Annotated in this window: 15 protein-coding genes; 6 read left to right on the top strand and 9 right to left on the bottom strand. The window is 67.8% G+C overall.

The genetic code is table 11. From position 1 onward, the window contains the following. Positions 1-251: 251 nt before the first annotated feature. Complete coding sequence (locus tag ABZ883_RS40385) at positions 252-929, bottom strand: hypothetical protein (protein ID WP_360916356.1); 678 nt, start codon at positions 927-929, stop codon at positions 252-254. A gap of 829 nt (positions 930-1,758) precedes the next feature. Here ABZ883_RS40385 and ABZ883_RS40380 point away from each other — a divergent pair. The 3 genes from ABZ883_RS40380 (at position 1,759) to ABZ883_RS40370 (ending at position 4,248) form a co-directional block, all read left to right on the top strand. Then, positions 1,759-2,265: a hypothetical protein gene (locus ABZ883_RS40380; protein ID WP_360916353.1), complete on the top strand. Its 507-nt coding sequence runs from the start codon at positions 1,759-1,761 to the stop codon at positions 2,263-2,265. Positions 2,266-2,339: 74 nt separating this feature from the next. Further along, positions 2,340-3,023: a hemerythrin domain-containing protein gene (locus ABZ883_RS40375; RefSeq protein WP_360916350.1), complete on the top strand. Its 684-nt coding sequence runs from the start codon at positions 2,340-2,342 to the stop codon at positions 3,021-3,023. A 361-nt stretch (positions 3,024-3,384) separates the two neighbouring features. After that, positions 3,385-4,248 carry a hypothetical protein gene (locus ABZ883_RS40370; RefSeq protein ID WP_360916347.1) on the top strand — a complete coding sequence of 288 codons (864 nt, stop codon included), beginning with the start codon at positions 3,385-3,387 and terminating at the stop codon, positions 4,246-4,248. A 161-nt stretch (positions 4,249-4,409) separates the two neighbouring features. Here the strand turns inward: ABZ883_RS40370 and ABZ883_RS40365 are convergent, their stop codons facing one another. The 3 genes from ABZ883_RS40365 to ABZ883_RS40355 form a co-directional block, all read right to left on the bottom strand. Next, positions 4,410-4,865: a MarR family transcriptional regulator gene (locus ABZ883_RS40365; RefSeq protein WP_360916344.1), complete on the bottom strand. Its 456-nt coding sequence runs from the start codon at positions 4,863-4,865 to the stop codon at positions 4,410-4,412. Beyond that, positions 4,862-6,382, bottom strand: a complete 1,521-nt coding sequence (locus ABZ883_RS40360; RefSeq protein WP_360916341.1) for an MFS transporter — start codon at positions 6,380-6,382, stop codon at positions 4,862-4,864. Before ABZ883_RS40360 ends, ABZ883_RS40365 begins: the two co-directional genes overlap by 4 nt. A gap of 127 nt (positions 6,383-6,509) precedes the next feature. Beyond that, entirely contained in the window at positions 6,510-8,012 is a 1,503-nt protein-coding gene (locus ABZ883_RS40355) for an MFS transporter (protein WP_360916338.1), read from the bottom strand. 521 nt (positions 8,013-8,533) lie between these two features. Here ABZ883_RS40355 and ABZ883_RS40350 point away from each other — a divergent pair. Next, positions 8,534-9,457: a TIGR03619 family F420-dependent LLM class oxidoreductase gene (locus ABZ883_RS40350; protein WP_360916335.1), complete on the top strand. Its 924-nt coding sequence runs from the start codon at positions 8,534-8,536 to the stop codon at positions 9,455-9,457. A 163-nt stretch (positions 9,458-9,620) separates the two neighbouring features. Then, complete coding sequence (locus tag ABZ883_RS40345) at positions 9,621-10,505, top strand: alpha/beta hydrolase (protein ID WP_360916332.1); 885 nt, start codon at positions 9,621-9,623, stop codon at positions 10,503-10,505. Positions 10,506-10,587: 82 nt separating this feature from the next. On the opposite strand, the gene ABZ883_RS40340 is transcribed toward ABZ883_RS40345, so the two are convergent. Further along, positions 10,588-11,229 (bottom strand): LysE family translocator, encoded by a 642-nt coding sequence (locus tag ABZ883_RS40340; RefSeq protein ID WP_360916329.1) that lies wholly within the window; start codon positions 11,227-11,229, stop codon positions 10,588-10,590. 73 nt (positions 11,230-11,302) lie between these two features. On the opposite strand from ABZ883_RS40340, the gene ABZ883_RS40335 reads away from it, so the two are divergent. Further along, positions 11,303-12,217 (top strand): LysR family transcriptional regulator, encoded by a 915-nt coding sequence (locus ABZ883_RS40335; RefSeq protein WP_360916326.1) that lies wholly within the window; start codon positions 11,303-11,305, stop codon positions 12,215-12,217. Between the two features lie 232 nt (positions 12,218-12,449). Here the strand turns inward: ABZ883_RS40335 and ABZ883_RS40330 are convergent, their stop codons facing one another. From ABZ883_RS40330 to ABZ883_RS40315, 4 genes are all read right to left on the bottom strand, one after another. Further along, complete coding sequence (locus tag ABZ883_RS40330; protein WP_360916323.1) at positions 12,450-13,952, bottom strand: UvrD-helicase domain-containing protein; 1,503 nt, start codon at positions 13,950-13,952, stop codon at positions 12,450-12,452. A gap of 51 nt (positions 13,953-14,003) precedes the next feature. Continuing rightward, positions 14,004-14,477, bottom strand: coding sequence for a DnaB-like helicase N-terminal domain-containing protein (locus ABZ883_RS40325; protein ID WP_360916320.1), 474 nt, complete (start codon positions 14,475-14,477; stop codon positions 14,004-14,006). 437 nt (positions 14,478-14,914) lie between these two features. Continuing rightward, positions 14,915-15,181, bottom strand: a complete 267-nt coding sequence (locus ABZ883_RS40320) for a helix-turn-helix transcriptional regulator (protein ID WP_360916317.1) — start codon at positions 15,179-15,181, stop codon at positions 14,915-14,917. 1,302 nt (positions 15,182-16,483) lie between these two features. Further along, entirely contained in the window at positions 16,484-22,963 is a 6,480-nt protein-coding gene (locus ABZ883_RS40315; protein WP_360916314.1) for an RHS repeat-associated core domain-containing protein, read from the bottom strand. Between the last annotated feature and the right edge of the window lie 1,156 nt (positions 22,964-24,119).

Below are 24,119 nucleotides of genomic sequence, written 5' to 3'. Positions count from 1 at the left end.
CGCGGGCGGGCCCAAGCGGATACGTGGCGCCCCGGCATGGCCAGTCAGCCGCCCGTCCGCCGCCGTCCGCGAGCGAATAGCGGGACAACCCTTAGCCACAAGCCCCGGCGACATCACGAATTAATCCTAAGTAGAACACATCGCGGAGCTGCCGAGCCCACGCAATATGATCCGGCCACCGCTCCGCAGACGTCGCTCGGGGCGGCTAGAGCGAAACGCCTCGATGGCCGTGCCAGTGTGACGCAAGGACGCTATTCGGTGTTCATGTACCACGTGTTCAGCCGCCGGCTGGCTTCCTCGGCCTGCAGTGTGAGGAATGGCGATCCCTGGTCGGTGATCTCGGCGCTGCCGGTTTCCCCCTTGAAGATCCATGAGAGGCGAGCCTTCCATTCACAGGCACCAGCACAACTGGTGGTGATGTCGAGCACCTCGGCTTCGCCGCGGGAGACGGTGTAGGGGAAGCCCGGGTTCGGATCCGGGGAGAATTCGCCGGTGTCAGCGTCGTACTGCATGTGGTGGGGTCGGGCGCCGGCTCCGTCGAGATCGATGGCGAAATACCGTTCCGGTATTTCGGCTCCGCATCCGGCACCGACGAACAGCAACTCGTCTGCCGCCACCTCACGTTTGTTGATGATCTCGACCTCCAGGCCAGTCAGAATCATCACATCCTCACTGGGCCCCTGAACGGTGACTGTCAGGTGTCCTCCGTTCGATGGTCTCCAACCCCGCTCTCGCAGTCCCTCAGCAGTCGCCGCGTCGTGCTGGGGCGCCCCCTCCTTCGGGTACTTGGCCTTCACCTGCGTGATGACCGACGACACAGCGCTCTTGGCATCCCGGCCGGTCCAATTCTGGCACGTCGACTGGTAAGCGGTGATGGCATTGACGTAGGGAACGGATCTGGGATCAGAACCGAACCAGGACTGGGCCACTGACACCCCGCCCTGAGTGAGCCACCCTGCCAACACCGCACCCACAACCGAACCGACCAGAGCTGTGACCGCGGGCCGTCTCCACCAGGGCACCGCAGTGGCTGATGCACTATCAGTCGCTGGTTCAGTGCTGATGGCCGTTTGGATGGGCGCGGCCGCCGCGCTCTGGGGCCCCTGTACCGCTGATCTTCCATCGCTTTCCGATGAACCTGCCATCACCCTGCCCCTCATACAGTGGTTAGAGAATATGCCAAATCTGATTACCTCAGCAGGAGTTCGCCAATCCAACTCGACTACCTGTCTCTGACATCTGCGCGTACCCCACGTCGAGCCTTGTGGTGTCGGGCTACTCGCGGATGATCACCGCGATGGATCTGCTGCGGCCGGGCGCGCGCCCGGCATGCCCGCAGCACTCGTCACCTTCGACCCGCCATGGACCGGCCGGGACCGCACCGGCACCCGGCCGGGCCGTAGCCACGGTGGGCGCTTGACGGGCCACAGCGAGTGAAAGTTGAACTATCAAGCACACGCATCTACATTAGGAGACACGTCAACCACTTGCCATCGAGGCAAGCGGTAGGCGCGGCCGCTCGGCCCCGACCCGAACTACGCCGGTGAACCAAACAGCCGACCGTCCAGCTTGGCCGCGCCGCGCTGACGTGCACTGCTCTGCGCGGCGCGCACCACCGAGCCACAACATCGTTGTCGTGCGCTGGCATCGCCCCGTCGCCCCCACTCGAGCCTGCGTGAAAGCGCGCCAGGGGGAAGCGCCGTCCGCAGGCGAGCCTCCCAGGAAAAATTCACCGTTTCGAGGAAGGGAAGTCCTGCCATGCCCGCCACCAGGAAAGCCGGCTCCCGGCTCCACAACGCCAGCGATCCGCGGGTCGCCGAGGTGTGGGCGGCGTTGCGGCGGGGCGTGGACATCGAGGGACAGCCCAGGATCGATCTCGACCGTTTCATCGCGCTGTGCAAAAAGGGTGGCGGGGTCGTCGCGAAGGCGATCAGGGGCGACTTCGTCGACGTGGTCGGGGTGCACGCCGTCGGCGGCGTCGCCGGCACGCTCCTGATCGGCGTCTTCGACACCACAGACGGACTCGTGGCCGGCGCGGGCCCGGGACAACTGGGCAAGCAGGCCATCGGTGCCTTCGCCGTCGCCGCCTACTCCCTGGCGATGTCCTGGCTGCTGGCAAGGGCCATCGACGTCACCGTCGGCTTCCGCGTCGCACGCCACCACGAAATCGCCGGCCTCGACCAGGTCGTCCACGCCGAAACCGCATACGCGTACTCCACCGTCGAGGAGAGCCGGCCCGTGCCGCCGACCGGCATCGCCTCCTAACCACCCGAACCCCGGACGGGCGCCCGTCCGGCGCAACCCACGACAGACGTCCGCCACCAGCAACGGAGGATCCAATGAGCCAGACCATCAACGAACCCATGGCCGACGTGCGGGACATGTACCTGCTGCACACCATGTTCCGTCGTGAGTTCGGCCAGCTCCCGCAGCTCGTCAGGGCCGTCGCGCCCGGCGACACCAAGCGTTCGGAGGTCCTCGGCGCCCATATCGCGCTCCTCAGCGGCCTCCTGCACCTCCACCACGAGGGCGAGGACCTGATCCTGTGGCCGCTGCTCCAGGAGCGGGGCGGGGACGAGGCCGGCGCCATCGTGCCGGTCATGGAGGAGCAGCACCACTCCATCGAGGCGGCCAACACCGAACTGGCGCGTCTGCTGCCCGCGTGGCGGAGCTCCGCTCGCGGCGGGCGTGAGTTCGCCGATGCCCTCGAACGGCTGCTGACCGCCCTGCTGGAGCACATGGCCATGGAGGAGGAGCGGATCCTCCCCCTCGCCGAGAAGCACGTCACCGCCGCCGAGTGGAACAAGATGGGTGAGCACGGACTGGCCGAGGCACCGAAGAAGGACCTCCCGGTGATCTTCGGCATGGCCATGTACGAGGGAGACCGCGAGGTGATCAAGGCGATTCTCGCCGAGGCCCCGCTTCCGGCCCGTTTGCTCATGCCCCTCCTGGCGCCGCGCCTCTTCGCCAAGCACGCCAAGCGGATTCACGGCACCGCCACGCCGCCGCGCGTCACGCGCTGACGGTCGGCGCGCAGTCGCACCTGATGGCAGCGGGGCCTTCCGGGCAGCCCGGCCTCCACAGCGGGCCGGGCGGTGGAGGGCCCCGCTGTCGTCCCGCCGTACCTCCACGGGACCGGACCGCTGCGGCCGGAACGACGTGGATCGCACAGTTGACGAGTCAACCGGGAGCAGCACATTGAGGCGGCGATCACGCCCCGTTCGAGCAGGCGGCGGCCCCCGCCGGACGGTCCGCCGACGACACCCGGGGCCGCATTCCCCCGGTCTCCTCCGCAGGCCGCGACTCCGTTCCCAGGAAGGAACACCCATGCCCTCCCCCACCGATGCACCTGAGTCCGATGCCCCAGAGTCCGAAGGCCCGGACATGACCGCCCCGGCCGGCTCCGCGTACGACGTGCGCGGGCTGGAGCCGCTCGACGGCTTTCCCTTCCCGGTCTTCGTGAGCCCCGGCGGTGCCGCCCGCGGGCGCGCCGTCGCGGAGCGCGCGGCCCGCACGGTGGCCTGGCTCGAGAACGCCGTCGCCCTCCCCGCGACTCCGCCGCTGTTCGTCGTCGGCCCCGAGAACTGGGAGCAGGTGGCCGCCTTTCCCGTGTACGGGATGCCGCACGTCGAACTCGACAGGATCGTCGTCGGCCAGCGGCCCGCCCCGTTCTGGACCACTGTCGTCGACACGATCACACCGCACATCGACTCCGCGGGCCTCGACCGCCTGCGCCGGGCGTACGGGAACGAAGTCGACCTCGGCTCCTTCGCCGACCTGCTGGTCTCCCACGAACTGACACACCTGTCACACATGGGATCGACGTCCTGGGGGGACGACGGGGCGGTCTCCTTGTGGATGAGCGAGCTGGCGGCGAACCTGGGTCTGCACGGATACGTCCACGAGGTGGAACCCGACCAGGCGGAACGCCTGGAGACGGCGTTCGAGGTCACCTGGGCCTCCCCCGACGGACACTGGCCCGTACGCGACTTGCCCGACATGCGCGACTCTCTCCGGGGCGACGGCTCGAACTACGTCTGGTTCGAGTTCGGGCTTCAGGTCCTGGCCAAGCGCCTGTGGGAGACGGCTGGTGTCACAGCTCTGCGGCGCATCGCGGGCGCCCTGCGCGGACCCGCCCTCGGCTTCGACCAGGCGGAGAAGCTGCTGGACGACCTGGACCCGTGGGTGGCCCGCGCGGTCCGGGAGTGGCCGGCCTTCACTCCCGGCCGTCGGCCGGTCGGATCGTGACCAGGGCTACGGAGCCGTCCGTGGAACCGGGGCGTTGAGGCAGTGGCGGGTGACGGCCCGGCGGCCCGACGGCCGGGTTCCGCTCCGTCAGCGCCGCTCCGGGCGGCCCCCAACCCCCGCTCGGGGCGCGGTGCGCCGGTCCGATCCCAGGGGGAGCGGGCTCACTCCAGGCGTTCGAGAATACGGTCGGAGATCTGGCCCAGCATCGCGAGTTCCGCCGGCGTCAACGCGTCGACGACCAGTCGGCGAACGGCCGCGACATGGCGGGGCGCGGCCGCGGCGATGGCGTCACGACCGGCCTGCGTGACGAGGACGAAGGACACACGCCGGTCCTCCGCGGACTCCTCCCGGGCCACCAGGCCGCGTTTGGCCATCCGGTCGACATGGTGGGACGTCCGGCTCTTCTCCCACTCCAGTGCCTTCGCCAGTTCCAGCACCGGCTGCCGGCCGTCGGGCATGTCGGTCAGTTGCACGAGCACCCCGTAATCCGCCGCGGACAGCCCCGAATCCGTCAGCAGCTCGCGCGTCAGCCGACCGGTGAGCCTGTCCCGCATCCGGAGAAAACTGCGCCACGCCTGCTGTTCCGTTGCGCTGAGCCACGGCGGTGTCCCTGTCATGAACGCCATTCTAGATAAAAAGTTGATACGTCACCTTGTGTCATAGCGTGGTCACGGTCGGATGCCCGTGCGGGCATCCTCCGCATGATGTGCCGCGCGTGCCGGGTCCCGGAAAGGACTTCCCCCTCGGCGGACGCCGACCCGCGCCCCGGTACGAACGCGGTGAGGACCAGGCCGACGAGTGCCGCCCCGGCCGCCACGACGAACGAGGTGCGGAAGGCCGCTCGTGAGGGAAACGCCGTCGCGCCGACCACGACGGTCGAGTGGGTCAGGACCAGCACGAGGACCGTGCTGGCAGCCGCGCCGCCGACCGAGCGCATCAGGGTGTTGACGCCGTTGGCGGACGCCGTCCCGGTCACCGGGACCGCATGGGTGATCAGCACCGAAGTGGCCGCGACGGCGATGCCCGCACCGGCTCCGACCAGGGTCGCCGCGATGACGAAGTCGGTGACACTGCCCATCCGCAGCGCGACGAGGACATAGCTGGCGGCCATGACCGCCGAGCCCGCCATCATGGCGAGCCGTGCCCCGTACCGCTCGACCAGGCGGGTGGCGACCGGGGTCAGGAGGAGCGCGGCCAGGCCGTTGGGAAGGACGGCGGCACCGGCACGCACCAGGCTCAGCCCGAATCCGTACCCGGTGGCGGTCGGCGCTTGCAGGACCTGCGGAAACACGAAGAGCATGGTGTAGATCGCGAACCCGATCGCCACAGTGGCCAGGTTGGTCGTCAGAACCGGCCGCTGTGCGGCGAGCCGCAGGTCCACGATCGGGAAGCGGGTGCGCAACTGGTGCGCGCCCCAGGCGAGAAGGACCAGCAGGGCCGCGGCGCCGAGTCCGAGAGTACGGGTGCTGCCCCAGCCCCACTCCCCCGCGTTGACGACCGGCAGCAGCAGACCGATCAGCCCCGCGGTCAGTCCGACGGTACCGACGACGTCGAATCGCCCCGTGGACAGCCGCTGCGACTCGGGCACCAGCAGCGCGACGAGGAGGGCGCAGAGCACGCCCAGCCCGGCCGATGCCCAGAACAGCACGTGCCACGCGAAGTGTTCGGCGACCAGACCCGCCAGCGGAATCCCCGCTACGGCGCCCAGGCCGAGGATCGCGCTCAGGAAGGCTATGGCTCCGCCGATCCGGGCCGACGGCAGTTCGTCGCGGAAGACGCCCAGGGCCAGGGGGATCACCCCGATCACGCAACCCTGCAGACCTCGGCCGATCACCATCGGCCACAGCGAATCGGCGAGCGCGGAGACCACCGAACCGGTGGCCACCACCGCGAGTGTCAGCAGAAGCGCGCGCCGCTTGCCGAAGAGATCGCCGATCCGGCCGCTCACCGGGGTGACGACCGCACCGGTGATGAGCGTGATGGTCACCACCCATGAGGCACCCGTGGGCGTGGTGCCCAACAGCCGGGGGAAGTCCGGGATGAGGGGAACGACCAGTGTCTGCAGCAACGACGCCAGCAGACCGGCGGTGGCGAGAACGGCGACCATGGCCGTAGGGGAACCGGGACGTTTCATGGGGATCTCCGCGGGGGCACTTTCTTGGATCATGAGCAGACCTGCGACGCGTCGGCAGTTGCCAGGGCCGACCGGGCGCACTGTGCCTGCCGCGAATGCGGGGGCAGTTGGGGCGGGGAAGGGTTGTTCACGTGGTCGCGCGGTGACGCGGCGAGGGAACGTTGATCACGACGGCGGCGACGAGCGCGCCGGCGAACATGATGGCCGCCGCCCACCAGAAGGCGGTGACGAAACCGTGGACGACGCCGGCGCCGGCCATCGCACGGCGTTGCGCGGCCGTCGTCAGGGTCCCGTCCCCGGCGAGGCGCGAGGAGATCCAGTGGCTGGTCGAGCTGGTGGCGACGGTGTTGAGCAGCGCGGTGCCCAGGGAGCCGCCCACCTGCTGCGCCGTGCTCACGGCGGCGGAGGTGACACCGGCGTCCTGGGGCGCGACACCCGCCGTGGCGGTGGCCATGACGGGCATGAAGACCAGGCCCATGCCGAAGCCCAGGAGCACGGCGCCGGGCAGGACGTGGGTGGCGTACGCGGAGTGGGTGCTCAACGCGGTGAAGGTGAGCATCCCGATCGCGGCGATGGCCAGTCCCGGGGCGATCATCAGTCGCGGTGCGACGCGGGACAGCAGCCGCGCGGAGAGCTGCGTGGAGGTCAGGAGGATCGTCGCGGACATCGGCAGGAACGCGAATCCGCTCTTGAGGGCGGAGTAGCCGAGGACGTTCTGCAGGTAGTAGGTGAGGAAGAAGAACGCCCCGAAGAGACCGACCATTGCCAGGCACAGGGTCAGCACGGGGCCGCCGTGCGCGCGGGAGGCGATGATCCGCAAGGGGAGCAGGGGACTTGCGGCGCGGGCCTGCCACCAGGTGAATGCCGCAAGGAGCGCGACGCCGCCGGCGAGCAGAGCGAGGACCGTGCCGGACCCCCAGCCGTCGGACTCGGCCCGGCTCACCGCGTACACCACGGTGACGAGGCCACCGCTGCCCAGGACGATTCCGGGCCCGTCGAACCCCGCCGCGCGATGACCGGCACGGTGGTCGAGGAAGAACGCCGCGCCCGCCACGCCCACAGCGGCGATGGCCACATTGACGTACAGGCACCAGCGCCAGTCGAGGTACTGGGTCAGGATGCCGCCGAGGAGCAGGCCGATCCCGCCGCCGGCCGCGGCCAGGGCCCCGAAGACGCCGAACGCCTTGGCGCGTTCCTTGCCGTCCGTGAAGGTCGTGGCGAGCAGGGAGAGCGCGGACGGAGCAAGAAGGGCGGCGAAGCACCCCTGCCCCGCACGGGCCGCGAACAGCATCGCGGGCCCGGTGGCGGCACCGCCGACCGCGGAGGCCGCGCCGAACCCGACCAGACCGACGACGAAGGCCCTCTTGCGGCCGACCCGGTCGGCGACGCGGCCGCCGACGAGGAGCAGCCCGCCGAACGCCAGGGTGTAGGCGGTCACCACCCACTGCCGGCTGCCGTCGGTCAGCCCGAGGTCGCGCTGGGCCGAGGGCAACGCGATGCTCATGATGGTGGCATCGAGCACCACCATGAGCTGCGCCAGCGCGATCACCGACAGGGCCCACCATCGCCGGTTGTCCTGCCGGGGCTGCGCAGCGTGTCGGCCAGGAACCGTTGCTGTCGAACTGCTCATCGGAACTCCGAATCTCCCTCATCGATGTCTGTGTGCGACGCGCACGCGAAGCAGCCCGGGCCGAACAGTCGCCGCGGGCACGTGGTGTGCTCTCGAAGCCGAGCTCCCCCCAGTGCGACGACACCTCGGCCATGGGAGGAGCCACCGAACCCGCGGGCGTTGATCGGCGGGATCCGGCGCGGCGGTTGCGGGACTCCCTGCCGCACGAACACTCTCACTGGATGACACATCAACTGTTTGCCCGGCGAGAGCCTAGCATGGAATGTTGAATCCGAAACTACTTCTCCTGAGCTACCGTGCCGCGAGCACCCCTATACCGCTGCAATCCCGGAACCCCCTGGCGGCGATGCCGTCCACGGAAAGGTTGACCAATCAACCTCATGGGAGTAATTTAGGGGACACGTCAATCAACCTTGAGGAGTGCGTTGCCACAAGCTCAGGGCGGATGGACGACGCTCCCTCAAAGGCTGTGCGGTCTTGGAGCGACCCGTGATTCAACCGCTCTGCCGCAAGGAACAGACATGCGCCTTGGTTTGACCATCCCGACGTTCGGTCCGCACTCCACAGCCGACGTGATCGCCCACGTGAGCCGCACGGCCGAGGAGATGGGGTACGACTCACTGTGGACCGGCGACCGCGTCCTGAGCCCCGAGCAGCCGAAGGACCCCTATCCGGGCAACAACGGCGTGATGCCGCGGGTCTTCGAGAACTGCATGGACCCGGCAGCGGCCCTGTCCTTCGCCGCAGCGAACACCAGCCGCGTGCGGTTGGGCACGAGCACGCTCAACGCGCTCTGGCAGCCACCGATCATGCTGGCACGCCAGTTGACGACCCTGGACGTGCTCAGCGGCGGGCGCCTCGACGCCGGGCTCGGCCTCGGCTGGATGCGCGAGGAGTACGAGGCCCTCGGTCTCCCCTGGGCGCGCCGCGGCGAACGACTGGAGGAGACGCTGAACGTGCTGCGCGGCTACTGGACCGCCGAGCGACTCTTCACCCACGAAGGCAGGTACTTCACGATCCCCGAGACGGTTGTCGGCCTGAAGCCCGTGCAACGTCCGGGACCGCCGGTGCTGCTGGGAGCCTTCAACCCGGCCGGCCTGAGCCGGATCGCGCGCGCCGCCGACGGATGGCTCTCGGGCGGTATGCCGCTGCCCTTCTACCACTCACTTTGGACGCCCGTACTCAAGGAGGCCGAGGCCATCGGCCGCGACCCCTCCGAGCTGAAGGTTGTGATGCGCGTCAACGCCCACATCACCGAGGCGGACGCCGCTCCGGAAGAGGTGCCCCAGCGCGGCTCGTTCGGACAGTACGTGGCCTACGCCCTCAGCGCCGCAGAGGCTGGCGTCCATGAGCTCTTCATGGATCTGGACCAGTGGCCGCTCTCCTCGGTCGAAGAGCGCATCGACATCGCCGGACGCTTCATCGAGGGCGTGCGCGCCGGCTGAGCACCAATCCGGGCGGTGACGCCGCGCCGCCGAAGGAACAGAGCCGGCGACCACCGCCGGCCCGCGGCCGCCTGACGCCGCCCACCGGCAAAGGGACTTCGCTGTCTTGCCGCTGTCGCCGCGCATTCCGAGTACTCCCTTGACCCGTGGAGCACGACTCCCCATGACGCTCATCGCCCTGCCGGACGGCCGGCAGCTCGACATCGCCGTTTCCGGTCCCCCCGGCGGTGTTCCCCTGATCTACCACCACGGCACACCCGGTGCCGTGCCCCAGAGCCGCGTCATGCAGCGGGACGCCTGGGACAGGGGACTGCGCCTCGTGACCTTCTCCCGGCCCGGCTACGGCAATTCCACGCGCAAGCCCGGTCGCGCGGTCCTCGACGTCGCCGCCGACGTCGAGGCGCTGCTCGACCACCTCGAGGCGGACCGCTGCCTGACCCTGGGCCACTCCGGTGGCGGTCCGCACGCACTGGCCACGGCTGCCGCGCTTCCCGGCCGGGTGGCCGGCGTGGCGACGTCGTGCAGCCTCGCGCCGTACGACGCGCCCGGGTTCGACTTCCTGTCGGACATGGGAGAGCAGAACATCAAGGAGTTCGGGCTCGCGCTGCGAGGGGAGGCCGCGGTGCGTCCCGCGCTGGAGGCGGACGCCGTCGGCATGCGACGGCCCGACGCGGTCGACGCGGTCCGCGCGTTGCTGGCGTCCTTGCTGTCCGACCGGGAACGCGCGGCCATGTCCGTGGACGCCGGGGCAGGACCGGCGGAGGAGATGGCGGAGCGCTGGGCTCACGGCCTGCGCGACGGGGTCGACGGATGGGTCGACGACGACCTCGCCTTCGTCCGGCCGTGGGGATTCGACCCGGTCGCCGTCCAGATGCCCTGCTTCATCTGGCACGGTGCCGCCGACCGCACGGTCCCTCCGGCTCACGGACGCCGCCTCGCCGACCAGCTGCCGGACGCCGTGCTGCGCATGCTCCCGGGCAAGGGCCACCTCATGGTGCAGCTCGACGGAATCGCGATGATGGCCGACGAACTCCTGAAGACGCTCTGACCGACGAGATCGCCGCCTCGGGAGGCCATGATCACGGTCCCGGCGCCGGCAGGGCGACGCGGGCCCGAACCCGCACACGTGATCATGCAGGGGTCCCCGCCAGCAGCACCGCTCCGAGCGCGACCAGCATGGCGCCACTCACGGACTGCACCACGCGAGCGACGATCGGCCTCCGCAGCCATGCGCCAAGCCTGTCGACCAGCAACGCCACGGCGGGGAACCACACCAGGGCCAGGGCCACGACGATCAGACTCAGCACCAGCGTCAGCGGCATCGCCGGTTGCCCGGGCGGCACGAACTGCGGGAGCAGGCTGAGGAAGAACACGGGCGCTTTCGGATTGAGCGCGTTGGTCAGGAAGCCCTGCCGCAGCCCGGGCAGGGCCCCGCGAGCGGTGCGGGGTTCGTGAAGGGGCACCGCGTCCTCCACCGCGGACCGGCGCTGGCGCGCCGCCGCGAGGAGGACCCGCGCGCCCAGGTACACCAGGTAACCGCCGCCCAGTACCTGCACCAACCGGAAAAGCGCGGGGACCGCCACCAGGACCGCGGCGAGGCCCGCTACGGCGAGCATGGTGTGCACCAGCAGTCCACAGGCGATCCCGATACCCGTGGCGATCCCGGTACGGCGGGAGACCAGGGCGTTGCGCACGACCACGGTGAAATCCGCGCCGGGCATGACGACCATGCCGGCCGCCACCCCGGTGAAGGTGAGGAGTTGTGGGTTCATGCATGTCATCGTGAGGCCTTGTGGCCTTTAGGGTGTATTTGGAATCTTGACGCCCGGCCCAAAGGAACGCTTAATGTTCGACTCGACGCGTCTCGCCGCGCTGGTGGCCGTGGCCGAGGCCGGGTCCATCACACGCGCCGCCGCCCGTCTCGGCTACACCGCCCCGGCGCTCTCCCAGCAGCTGGCGAAACTGGAACGGGAGGCCGGAGCGGAACTGCTGGTGCGCACGCACCGCGGCGCACGCCTGACGGCAGCCGGTGAAGTGCTGGTCAGCCACGCCCGTCGGGCCCTGGACGAGATGGAACGCGCACGCCTGGAACTGTCGCAGCTCACGGGACCGGCCGGCGGGCGGCTGCGGATCGGCACGTTCACGACCGCGGGCATCCACCTGCTGCCACCCGTGCTCACCGCCCTTCGCCGGGAGCATCCGCAGGTGGACGTCGTCGTCGCGGAGTACGAGCCCCCGGCCGGCGTCGCCGCCGTGGCCGCCGGAGAGGCCGATCTCGCGCTGACCCACGTCTACGAAGGAGGACCGGACCCGGCTCCGCCCACCGGGGTGGCGGTGGAACCTCTACTGGTGGAGGACCTCGTTCTGATCACGGCCCCCGGCCATGTGCTGGCGGCCGCCCCCAATCCGCTGGAATGGGCGGAACTCGAGGGCCAGCCCCTGGTGAGCAGCACCCCGGACCATCCGAACCGGCGCGCGATCGAGGCGACACTGCGGGCCGCGGGCGTACGGCCGGTGGTGGTGTGCGAGACACCCGCCTACGTCACGGTGTGCGCCCTGGTGAGCGCCGGTCTCGGGGTGGGACTGGTGCCGCGGATGATGGCCGCGTCGTCGGCGGTGCCGCTCGGCGTACGCACGCTCGCGCCGCCCGGACTGCATCGGACCATCGCCCTCGCGTCCCGCAGTGACGACATGTCACCTGCGTTGCGTACCCTGCGAGCCCTGATCCTGGGGACCTACCACAGGCCGCGAGCGGGGTGACCGAACCGGCGCAGGCATCCCCACGGCGTCACGCCCTGGTGGACGGGACGGCCGCGCACAGCGCGGAGGGTGCGCACGCCCTCGTCCCGTGCGCTACGAACTCAAGGCCCAATCCACGCAACGATGAATCATCACCGCCGTCACGCCCGACCAGGGCACTTCGGCAAGATCCTGTTACGAGCTCTTAGCGGTCAGTCCAGGGCGCGTGTCCACAGGCCACGGTGACGACGACTCAGCCCGGCAGTGAGACAGGTGCCAGGGTGAGTGAGCGCTGCGGGTTTCCGGCGGGGTGGTCGTTGATCCAGGCCAGGCCGCTGGGGTCGAGGCGTTGGCGGGCGCGGGTGACGGCGACGTAGGCGAGGCGGGCGTCAGCGTCGTCGATCGGCCCGGGCACAGGGTTGCCGTGCTCGTCGCGTTTGCCGCTGTCCTTGGGCGGGTGGAAGTCTTCGGCGATCTTCACCTGGGGCCATTCGCGGCCCTTGGCCTTGTGCACGGTGGACACCGTGACCTGCGCGTTCTTTTCGTCGACGAGGCGGTTGACCGCGGCCAGGATGGCATCCGCGCCGTGCTGGTCGACGAGGTCGACCAGTGGCTGCAGGTCACCGCCGGCGGGGTCGTGCTCCGCGTAGTCCTGCAGTTCGCCCCAGGAGGTGAACAGCACCAGTTCCGGGTGGGTGGTGCGGCGTCCGTCCTGCAGGTCGCGGGCCGCGTAGGCCAGGGTGCGCAGGCTGTCGCCTCCCCCGGCCAGGGCGACCCGGCGGCTGAGGCCGAGGAGGCGAAGGACTTCGGCCATGGCTCCGATGTTGCTCCGGCACAGCACCGCGTCCGGCCTGGTGACTGCGTCGATCTCGGTGGGGATCGTCTCGGTGCCCTCCAGGCGGATCGGGGCACCGGCGATCGCCAGCCACCGGTTGGCCTCCAAAGCCAGCAGCGGGCCGAAGCGGAACGACCGGGTCAGCGACAGGGCGGTGCCGTCGAAGCCGGTCATGACGTCCTTCGCGCCGCGCCAGCCGTAGATGGCCTGCGCGGAATCCCCGACCATGACCAGCTGCGCGTGGCCACGCTGGTTGAGCAGCACCTGCTCCAGGACCGGATTGGTGTCCTGGGCCTCGTCCAGGAGCACGAAGTCGGCCTTGAGTTTCGGGTCGGACAGCGCCCACATCTTCAGGTAGTGGTCGTGCTCGAAACGCACCGCCCCGGCGTCGGGGTGCTGCAGGTCCGCCCACGCCGCGCGGGCGTAGGGCAGGACCCGACGGGCGAACTCGGCATGCAGGTCCTCGGTGTCGATACCGCGCAGCCGCGCCACATGCTGGTAGCCGATTGTCCGGTCGGCGGAATGACAGAACCGGGTCACGGTGCGCTGGACCGTCGACGTCAGGGCCGACGGCAGGACGACGCGGTTCCCGACCTTGATCGGTTTGGTGATCCCGAGCGCCTGGGCGGTCTGGCGGCCAGGCACCCGCGGGCCGTTCAAGCGGGCCCGGTACCGGTGGCCGATGGCGGCGTAGGCCAGGGAGTGCGCGGTCCTGCACAGCACCGTCGCCGGGAAGCGCATCGCAGCGTCCTGCGCGATAGACCGGTTGAACGCGACATACACGCCACGCTGCGGCGTGCCAGCAGCGAGCTGGGTCAGCGTGGTGGTCTTGCCGGTGCCGGCACCGGCCTGGATCACCAGATGATCCCCGGTGGCGAAAGCGTCGGCCGCCATGGCTTGTTCGTCGGTGGGCTGCAGCATCAAAAAGTACTCCGTAGAGCTGAGCAGGGCGCGAGTTCGCCCATGGATGGGTCAGGTGTCGTCTTCGTCGAGGAGGAAGCCGCGCATCGGCACCGGCGGCAAGTCCTCGGAGGAGGCAGTGGCCAAGTGGCGGCGCAGCGCTGCCAGGTCCCGGACGATCGCGGCGTAATGCGCCACCACGGGCTCTGCCGGTACTGCGGCACGCGCAAGGCCGTCGACCATCAGGGCCTTTGCTGCCTCCCGGGAGGGCACAGTGCTGGCCTGCTGCCGACGGGCGACTTCGGCCGCGACGGCTGCCGGCGTACAGGGTTCCTTGCGGTAGAAGACGGCGGTCGCGGCGAGGAAGACTTCCCGGTGCGCAGGGCTGCTGTAGTCCGTGGCATGCAGAGCCACCAACAGATACGGGGCGAGCCCAGGCTGTCGAAGCAAAGCAGCCAGGGTGACCTGCTCAGCGCGCTCGTCGGAGAGAAGAAGCGCGGGTGGAGGTGGGTCGGGGTCGGGCGTGCCCACCAGGGTCTTGCTCACACAAGCCTTCGCGACGATTCGGCGACGACTGTCGGACCGTCAACAAGAGCCACACTCTGGGGAACGCGGTGAGGGCGAAGGCGTAGACCGGTCGCGGATGAAGGGGAAGTGCGATCCGGGTCCGGGCCGACCGCCGGTCCGTGCGTCGCCTGCAGCTCTACCGACGCTGGCGGGGGTGGGAAAGCGCGGCTGGAGCCGACGCATCCGGGGCCCCCTGCGCGGCCGCTGTTGGCGAACGGGAAATTGGTCGAGTGCATGACCGCAGACAATGACGGCCGACACGGCGCTTCAGCGGTATCGGGGCCGGTCCCGTCATCCGGTCGGCCCCATGCGACGTACTGGCGTTCCCGTTTTCGAGCGATTGTGCGCAGCGGGTTGCCGGTTCGGGTGATGCTCCCCCGGCCGTCCGAGGCCAGAGGTCAGCAGCTCGGCGCAGGTCAGGAAGCCGGTGATGCGGGGGGCTGGTGGCCGGCGCAGAGGGTGCCGAAGAGCTGGTCAAGCGGGGCGCCGAGGGCGTGGGCGAGGGCGTGCCAGGTGGCCAGGGTGCCGATGGTGCGGCCTTGTTCGATCTCGATGAGCGTGCGGCGTGACAGGCCGGTTCGGGCGGCGAGCTCGTCGTAGGTCCAGCCGCGCTCGGCCCGCAGTCGTGACAGCTCCTGGCGGAGCGCGTCGAGGTTCGGGTCGGGCGGCGGAGTGATCGTCACCGCTCTATCGCACGGTGCAGAACCCTGCCCTGTCAGTGCAGACCTCTGCCCTATTTGCCCTGGCCGGGCTCCGAGCGGCAGGGCAGAGGTCTGCACTACCGTGTCCGGACACCAGCGCTCCCCACCTCGGACGCCGGCCGAACCACTCGTCATACAGCAAGGAGGACAGTTCTCCATGGGGCACGGCGCACTCCCCCACCCGGTGAACCGCACCTGGACACTCCAGGTCCGACCCGGCCCCAACGGGATCATCCTGAATTGCCCCCAGTGCGGCCGCTTCCCCGCCAACCCCGGGTTCGAACCCGCACAGGCAGTCGTTGTGAACCACCTGGCCCAGCACGCCCGTTCCGAACCACTCCCTGGTCACTTGCGAACCTGCCGCTGTGGCGAGCACGGCTGCCACTGGCACCCTCGCCACCGCGGCTGCGACGGACCGATCACCCTGCTACTCGCGCGGAGCGCATGCGGCCGCATCTGGCGCCTGACGGATGCCTGCCGGGCCTGCGCCTCTGTCACCGAACACACCGCCACGGTTCCCGAGCCCCGTGACGTCGCCAGGGTCACCGAAGAGGTGACCAGCGGCCCGGTGGAGCTCTTCCCTAGCAAAGCCGAGGATCTCATGGAGGAAGGGCTCCACTGGCAAGACGGAGCAATGCATGGCTGAATCAGCCCAGCCATAAAACCCCTCCTTACATGCGGAAAGGCCGTAGGGAGATCAAGAGAAATCCCAAAATGCCGCAAGCGCGGGGAGTTGCTGGCCTCCCCGCGCTCGCTTGCCCGCCCCACCGCGACGACCTGATGACGACGCCTACCGCCCCGGACGCCCCCAATGTGCGGGGAACCACATAGGATTCCCCGCACATTCCTCAACCCAGATCCGCAGGTCGAGTTCTCCCCGGCCAACAGCTCCCGGTTCACTCACCGCGATAGGCGAAATACACCTAACGGAGACTTCTCAGTTTCCGGATGGCAAACTTGACCAGCAGCGCTTGGACCAGGGCGCAGCATATCCAGATCACCGCCATCAGTGGCGATACGTCATAGCCACCTCCGGAACTTACTCCATTGTCGGTCGAGGTTTGAAACGTTGACCCCAGTTCCAAAGCAACGACAACTACGACCGACAGTGGAGCCGTGAGGAGCGTTGCGGCCGTGGTTACGAGGCCATCGCCCGGAGTCCACAGGGCATCAGCAACCGACAGGACGGCTACAGTCGCAATATATGCGTACGAAACTACTCGCCCGACCACTGCACTTCCTTAGCTCTTCCGAGGCCGTCAGGGAAATCGCAACCATCAACCTTTAATAGTAGTGGTTGATCTGATTGTTCAGCGTTTGCAGTTTCCGTACGAATTTCACCCAGGTCTCAGTGGCAACCTTTTCATAGTTGGCACCGCCGACGATGAAGTCCATGATCGAGAACCTTGAATGCCCGTGAACCGTCAACGTCATGTCCCCGTTTTTCTTCTTCTTGAAGTCGAAGCTGATGTATCCGGGGTAATCCGGGTGCCCCTTCAGAGTGTCGAACTTCCAGTAATGGGAATTCATTGAAGCAACGCGAACCGGAAACGGTGCGGGGCCGACATGAAGATTAATTCTAGTGCCGACTCCCGGCAGCTTATTCGGGTGTCCAGCTATCGGGAAAACCGCACCGAAGTTCGCTTTGACGAATCCGAAGAATCTACTTGCCGATACCTTTGACCAGCCGATCCGGTAGGTTATTTCGTAATCGAACAAGCCGGTCGGGTCGCTACAGTTAACCGGGTCACCGGAGCAGTAGGAGTACGCGTTCGCTCCGCCGTCGGCCTCGGAATCACGGGTCAGGAAACGGCCGACGGTCGGATCGTAGAGCCGAACACCCATCGAAATGAGGCCCCCGGCCGCGTCGGATGCCCGTTGCGTTGCTCCGAGCCAGGCGTACCGGGCGTTGGCACTGTCTGAGGAAAGGTTGCCGTACTCGTCGTACGCCAGCGCCGAAGGTGTGCCGGCGCTGTCCAAGGGGAGTTGCACGGTCACGTCGCCGTGAATGTCCGTGAGTTGAAGGATCGTGTTCCCGGTCGCGCCGGTGGTGGCCTCGAGCCCGGCGCTCAACCCATGTACGTTGCGCGTGATGGTGCCGTTCGAATCTTCTTCGACCCAGACTGGGCTGTCACCGTCGCCACCGTAATGGTTCTTCTTTGCTCCGACTTGCGTCCAGGCTCCATCGCCGCCCTGCAGTTCTGTGGTCCATGCGGCGAGGCGTCCGACGGCGTCGAGGGTCCACGTGCTACGGCTTCCGCCTGTGATCCGCTGGCGCACCATGTCATCGGCGTAGTAATTGATCGTGGCGCCGCTTGCCTGAGTGACGGTGCGTCCGAAAGCATCATAGACAGTGCCGCTGGCAGTCAGGCGGTCTGCGCTGTCGTATGTGTACGACAGCACCGTCGCTCCATTGCTGGTGCAGTCGTCCCCTGCGGCACTGGTCGACGTGGTCAGCGCCTTGCGGTTGCTGTTGTCGTCAAATGAATACTCTCTTCGAGAGCAGGATCCGTCGGGATTGACCTCATCTGCCCTAGCCAAACGGCCAACAGAGTCGTAGATGTAACTGCGGCTGTGTGATTGGCCGTTGGTGTTGACCTCGCGAGCGACCTGATTCTGAGCTGATCGGTTGATTGTGTCTGTGGCAACGATCGCATGGTCGCTGTCTCGGGAGTAGATCCGCGAGACAGGTGCGCTTGTCTCGTCTCGCGTGACGCTGAGTGTGTACCCCCCAGGCAGCGATTCGGTTGCGAGTTCGCCGTCGGCGTCGTAGGTGGCCTCGAAGGTTCCTGCGACTGAATCGGTTCGCGATGTGGGAAGACCTCGCGGGTCTGCGGACGTGTCGTAGGTGAATGTCGTTGTGGAGGGTGCCGAGTCCGTACTTTTCACGGGCCGGCCGAGCCCATCGTAGGCGACAGCAGTGGTGTTACCCGAGCCGTCAGCGTAGGAGATCTCCCTGCCCAGGACGTCGTACGTGTGCGTAACCGTTCGCCCGTTTGACGTCACGCTGGCCACTTCGCCGCTGTTCGTGTCGTATGCGGTGGTGGCGTCGGGAACGGCTGTGCCGAGGCCGCCTGAGACAGAGGTTCTGATGCCACGGCCAGCGGAGTCGTACTGGGTGGTAGTGGTGCGGGTCGTGGTACCCACTGCTTCGGTGATCTTGGCCACGTTGCCCCACCGGTCGTATTCGGTGGTCGAGGTGGGCAGTTGGGCGGGGTTGCTGCCGCCACCAGTGATGGCTCCGGCGGAACCAGTGGTGCACACAAGGTCGGCCCATTCGGGACGGCCCTGGCAGGGACCCGTGCCGGTCGCGGAGTAGTAGGTGATGACCGAGGTGCCGGCGTCCGTGCCATCGGATTTCGGCAGCGTCGACTTGGTCACCCGACCTTGGGCGTCGTAAGACGTGTTCGTGGTGAGTGTGAGCGCGAAAGAGGTACTTGTACTGGTGGGCAGGCCCTTGACCCAGTCGTATTCCGTTTTGGTGCCGCGGACTTCTCCGTCGGGGTGCAGTTCGTCAACAAAGGCGCCGACCTGGGACGTGGTGGCTTGGTTGGCCACTGTGGCGGTGCCGTCGGTAGGTCGGCCTTCGTCGTAGGTGTTCACCGTGTGTGTTCTGGCCGGAACGTACGTCCCTGCCGGCAGGTCGGTTCCTCCCGGCTCGGCCTGAAGTGCCGAGGTGAGGATGACCTCATGGAGCGGTCCATATTCGTCGGTCTCGCGCAGACCGTCGGGGGAATACTCGGAGCGAGTAGTCAGAAGCTCAGCACGCTCGGATGTTGTTTTGCCAGCGATGCGGAGCAGGGACAGTTCGTCGTAGGCGCGGCCGGTGGTCGCCGAGGTCAGGGCCAGCTCCCGGTTGGCCGCGGTCAGCTCGCGGATGGTGTTGCCGAACTGGTCGTACTCTGTGGTGGTGATGTGCCCGCCTGGGGTGGCGGTGTTGACCTCGCGGCCGGAGGCGTCGGTGTAGGTGACCGTTGCCTGCTTGTAGTTCTCCTTGACCAGGTCCGCCCCGGTGTGGGAGGTCGGAACGTAGTCGTCCGAGGATATGGCGGCCGGAAAGATCGCTGTGGCGTCGGTCGGAACATCGGTCTGGCCCCAGGCACTCACGTCTGCGCTGCCCATCGCATTGGGGGCCTTGGCATCTGTGAGCGGCACGTTGTAGACGACGCTGCTAGTCGCGGTGGTGCCGTCCAGAGTGCTCTTGCTGCCTTGAACCAGGTTCGGCCGTGACGCGGACCAGAGCCTGCCGCTGTCAGGGTCAGTGTCGGAGCCGCCCTTGTAGGTCACTGTCCAGGGGAGCTCGCCGGGCGGGGTGAGGGTAGTGATGCGGCCCGCGCTGTCGTAGGCGTAAGTCGTCTTCAGCAGATTGGGGCTGGTCCGCGGATCCCACGCCTCTCGCAGTCGGCCGGAGTCGTCGTAGGCGTACTGAGCGATCACACTTGCTGTGGTGGTGCTGCTGCCGGGTGTGACGGCCCAGAGCTTGATTTGCGACAAGCGGCCGTTGTAGTCACCGAACGCGCTGGTGGTGGCGGAGGTCGTCGTAGCGTAGACGAACTGCAGAACGCGGCAGCCGGTGTTGGTGGCGGTGTTTGCGAAGGAATCGCTGTGCCCGGTTGTGGCGGCGTCGATCGCGCCCTGGCACTTATCGGCGCTGACCGCTGTGGTAGGGGCAATCAGGTACTTGGGACGGGACAGCGTCACGCCGCCCCCGGCGGGGACTCCCTCGGGGACCACCGTGGTGTCGGAGTTGGCGGTCGGCAGCTTCGTGGTGGAAACCAGCCAGGTGTACGTCCCACTGACCCGAGCGAAGATGGTAGTGGCGCCTTGGTCGTCCTTCAGGGTGAAGTCCGTGACATCGGCGAGAGCGTTGGTGGCATGACCGTCCTTGTCCTTGCTGGTCAAGGTGAGGTCGTCGGAGCCGGGCTCGGGCTTCCAGCCGCCGGACGTCGTGGCGGTGAAGCCGGTTAGCATGCCCTCGACGTCGGTCAGCCCCACCGAGGTGTCGGTCACCTTGTGGACGTTGGCCCAGTCGGAGTCGGTGAGCTCAGCAGCGGTGCCCGCAGTCCATTGCGGGCCGTAGATCGGGACCTGACCTGCAGTATCAGTTCCGGCTGTCGGGCGCCGAGAGGAGGCAGTGCGCGACACGGTCTGTCCGAATACTGTGACGTCGGTTGCCGAGACGGTGAAGTCGCCGGTGAGGGTGTTCACCGAGCCCGGGCCGACTTGCTCTGTTGGGGCTGTGCCGGAGTTGCGATCCACGGTGATCGTGTTCGCCGGGGATGCCCCGGGGGTGGTGCCATCAGTGAAGTACGCGCGCACGTCGACGGGGCCGTCGGCAAGGCTGTCGGCAACATTCCAGGTCAGCGCGGGCGGAACAGCCAAACCACCGGACACGGTCAGCGCGACCGGCCAGGCCGTGAGCTTGGCACCCGTGGAGTTCACAGTGACGGTGTTGGCGGGAATGCCGTGCCAGGAGTCGGTCACGCCGACCCGGTACTGGTAGGTCACCCCGGTATAGCTGCTCTGGCCCTGGGCCATCAGCGCCACCCGGCGCGCTGGACGCTCGCCCTCGCCGGGCGAGGTCAGTGCCGCGCCCGAGCCGGCGTAAAAGACATACCAGGCGCCTGAGGCGAGGTTCCCGGCCGCGTCCACGGTCTTGACGCTGATCTGGTGCCGGCCTGCGGGGAAGGTCAAGGTCTTGGTGAACGCTGCCCCTGTGGTGGCGGTGGACGTCCACGTCCCGCTGTCCAGGGTCCAGGTCACCGCCGCCACATCACTGCTGGGTGGGGTGACGGTGAACTTTCCGTTGAAGTTGCCGTCCGCGTCCTGCGTACCGGACCAGGTGTTCGACGGGAAGTCGTTCGAGGACACGGCGGTGTTCGCGGGTGCGGTGGTGTCCACCTTCAGGTTCTGCGCCGCAGACCAGGCGGAGTACTGGCTGCCGTCGTAGGCCCGGACCTTCCAGGTGTACGAGCCGTCGGCGAGCGAGGTGGTGTCCGCCCAGGTGCCCGCCAGTCCGGAGTTAGCGAACGCGCTGGAACCGGAGGCCACCACGGTGCTTCCCGAGAGCACCTGGAAGTCCTGGCGCACGGTGTCGCTGTCCGCGTCCGTGGACGTCGCGGAGAACGTCGGGGTGTGCGAAGCGGTGTATCCGGCCGTGGCTCCCTGCGAGACTGCGAGGGCGCTGGGTGTAGTCGGCGCGTGGTCGTAGGTGATGGAGAACGTCGGGTTGGGCGCGAAGCGGACGAAGTCGTTGGAGTCCGTCTCGGTGGCGTTGAACAGGCCCAGCGTCCAGGGGCTGTGGCTGATCCCGGCCAGGTACTGCATCCCGGAGGTGACGTCGAACTTCACGCTCTGGTTCGGGCTCTGGCTGGTGGTGGTGAACGTCGCCGACGCGTTCGGGCTGGGATAGTTCGGGTTCGTCCCGCCGGTCTGCTTGTCGGGCTGGTTGTTCCACGTGGTCGCGGTGCCGATCCCGCTTGTGGAGAAGGCGTTGACCGTCGTGGAGTTGGACACCGAGGACGCGGCGTAGGTGACCTTGGTGTTCAGGGTCGCGGAAAGGATCTTCGTCCCGAAGATCGTCGAGGGCACGCTCAGGGTGTAATAGGTGCGCTCGATCCCGGTCGGGGAGGAGAAACCCTGGTAGCCGAGTGCCAGCCCGTTGCTCGGGGCGGAGTCCCAGTTCGATGTCGTCGGGTAGGCCTGCTGGACCTCATCGAAGTGCAGCGTCGAACCCGACGCAGGATGCGGCACATACGCCGGATCCACATACACCGGGAAGACGGTGTTCTTCGCCGTCAGCAGCGCACGGTCCACCGTCAGGTGCAGCTTGTGGCTTTCCAGCCGGGCCTTCACCGGGGCCTGGTGCGCGTGGCTGCCGGGGCCCCGGGGGCCGGAACGCGTTCCCGCGGCCTGCTTCTTGGCCTGGGTGTCGGCGGTACCCGCCTCCTTGAAGGTGGTCGCGGTAGGGCCGGCCTTCGGCGCGATGGCTTCGGCGGTCGTGGCGGAGTCCCACATCACTGGGGCCGGTGAGGTCACCAGAGCGTGGCCGCCGGTGTCCTTGACCGTGAGGTTCCCGCCCGTGTCGGTCGTCACGGTCGTCTCGGTGGCGGTGGCGACGGTCTGCACCAAGTCCGCGAGTGCCGGGTCGGCGGCCGCTTCAGCAGTCTTGACGACCAGCGTCTCCTCCGCTCCGCCCGCGACAGTGGCGGTGACCTGAAGGTCCACGCCGTCCAGGACGTCCCGGTAGGTGGCCGTGGTACCCGACAGCATGGGCTTCGGCAGGGCCGACGGCCACGTCAGCAACGTCTTCTTCCCGTCGACCGTCATCGACACCAGCGCTCCGCTACCGCCGCCCGACAGCACCAGCGGCGACTCCGACGCTGCCGGCACCACCGTCCCGCCCGGACCCGCCTGCAGAGTCGCGTCCAGGTCGACCCAGGCACCGCCGCGCTTGACCCACCGCGGTTCGGCGAACGCCGACAACGTCAGCAGACCGTCCGGACCCACGAACGTCTGCGACGCATCCGTACGGGCGCCCAGGACCTCGATCTGCCGATTCTGCAACCGCGCCATCAACCGCGCCGACGCCTCATCCTGCGCCTGCGCGGGACCGAACACCGCAGCCTCGGGAGCCGCCGCAGATGCCTTCGCCGCGGTCACAGCGACCGCCAGACCAGGCTCCCCCACCACCGTGGCGGAACCGACAGCCAAGGCCATCACCATCACACCTGAAACCCGTCGCAACCAGCGCGACGAAGCCATCCCGGAACGGGCAGCCGGCACACGATGCCGGACACCCCCCCACCTGCGACCCACGAAGAACCCCTTGAATGGCCGAAAAGTTCACAACCGAACCGGGGAATCTTCACATGCCCAATACATCACTCGAGCCAAAAATATCGCACACCCACCTCCAGCCCACCAGCGCGATAACAACCCATCAGTACTGATGGCCATTCCACGGATAAGGCACTCCGCAACTCGCCCATCGTGGAAGCCGTTTGACTGATTGCACAGATCCGGATCGAAGTGACCGATTGATGTCCGATATAAGGATCTTGAGAAGATTGTGATCGAGGACACATCGCAGAAGGGAACTTCTGCGCGCCCCACACAACCACCAACCACCCCTAAATGGGGCACAAGGCATCACTTTGTACCGTGTCCGACTCTGGCAAATTCTGTTCGGTTGGTACCGAAACGGCTCGGTCGTCAGAGGTAGTACGGGACGCGGTTCTGCGTGCGTGCCGGGCTGATCTCCTGGATGATCCCGGGTTGCGCAGCCAGCTTTCGTCGGTGCAGCACCCGTCCAGATCAGAGCACCGGAATCGGCTCAAGCCGTCACCGGGCTGTTTCTCTGCCGATGACGCCCTCGAATCAACTACCGAGCCTTTACAGATGGCTTCAGCATCAGTGACGCAAAGGCCCGGAAGGGCGGCGAGAGGCTGCTGCCCCAAGACACTGCTCGCTCCCGTTGGCGGCTCCCTCACTGCGCTGCGGGGGGGGGCAACAAGTCTTCCTTGGGAGGATCGATAGGGGTGTTCGCGCACGGCGGCAACGGCAGATTGACTCCCCGGTAGCAACGCCCGATACCCGAGGAGCGGCTGTCGCGTCCAACAACAACGCCACTCAGGACCGGTACGCGACGCGTCTCGCAGAAGACCTGGACAACAACGCCAACCAGCAGGCGACGGCCCGCGTCAGTTGGCGGACCTCCAAAGCCAGCTCGCACCGCTCGAACAAGAACGGCATGGCTGACGCCACTTCAAGGAACCGCGACCGGCGCACCAAGCGCGGCTACGCCCGAACAACCGGCAAGTGAAGCGCCTTCGCCGACATAGCCGACGAGCCGACGAGCCGGCGGTATCTGCAGGGAGCATCGTCGGCGTCCTCCTTCGTAACTGCGGGCCGGCGCCTG

The sequence above is a fragment of the Streptomyces sp. NPDC046977 genome, assembly GCF_040644455.1.
Taxonomy (GTDB): Bacteria; Actinomycetota; Actinomycetes; order Streptomycetales; family Streptomycetaceae; genus Actinacidiphila.
This window is presented reverse-complemented; position numbering and strand designations above follow the sequence as displayed.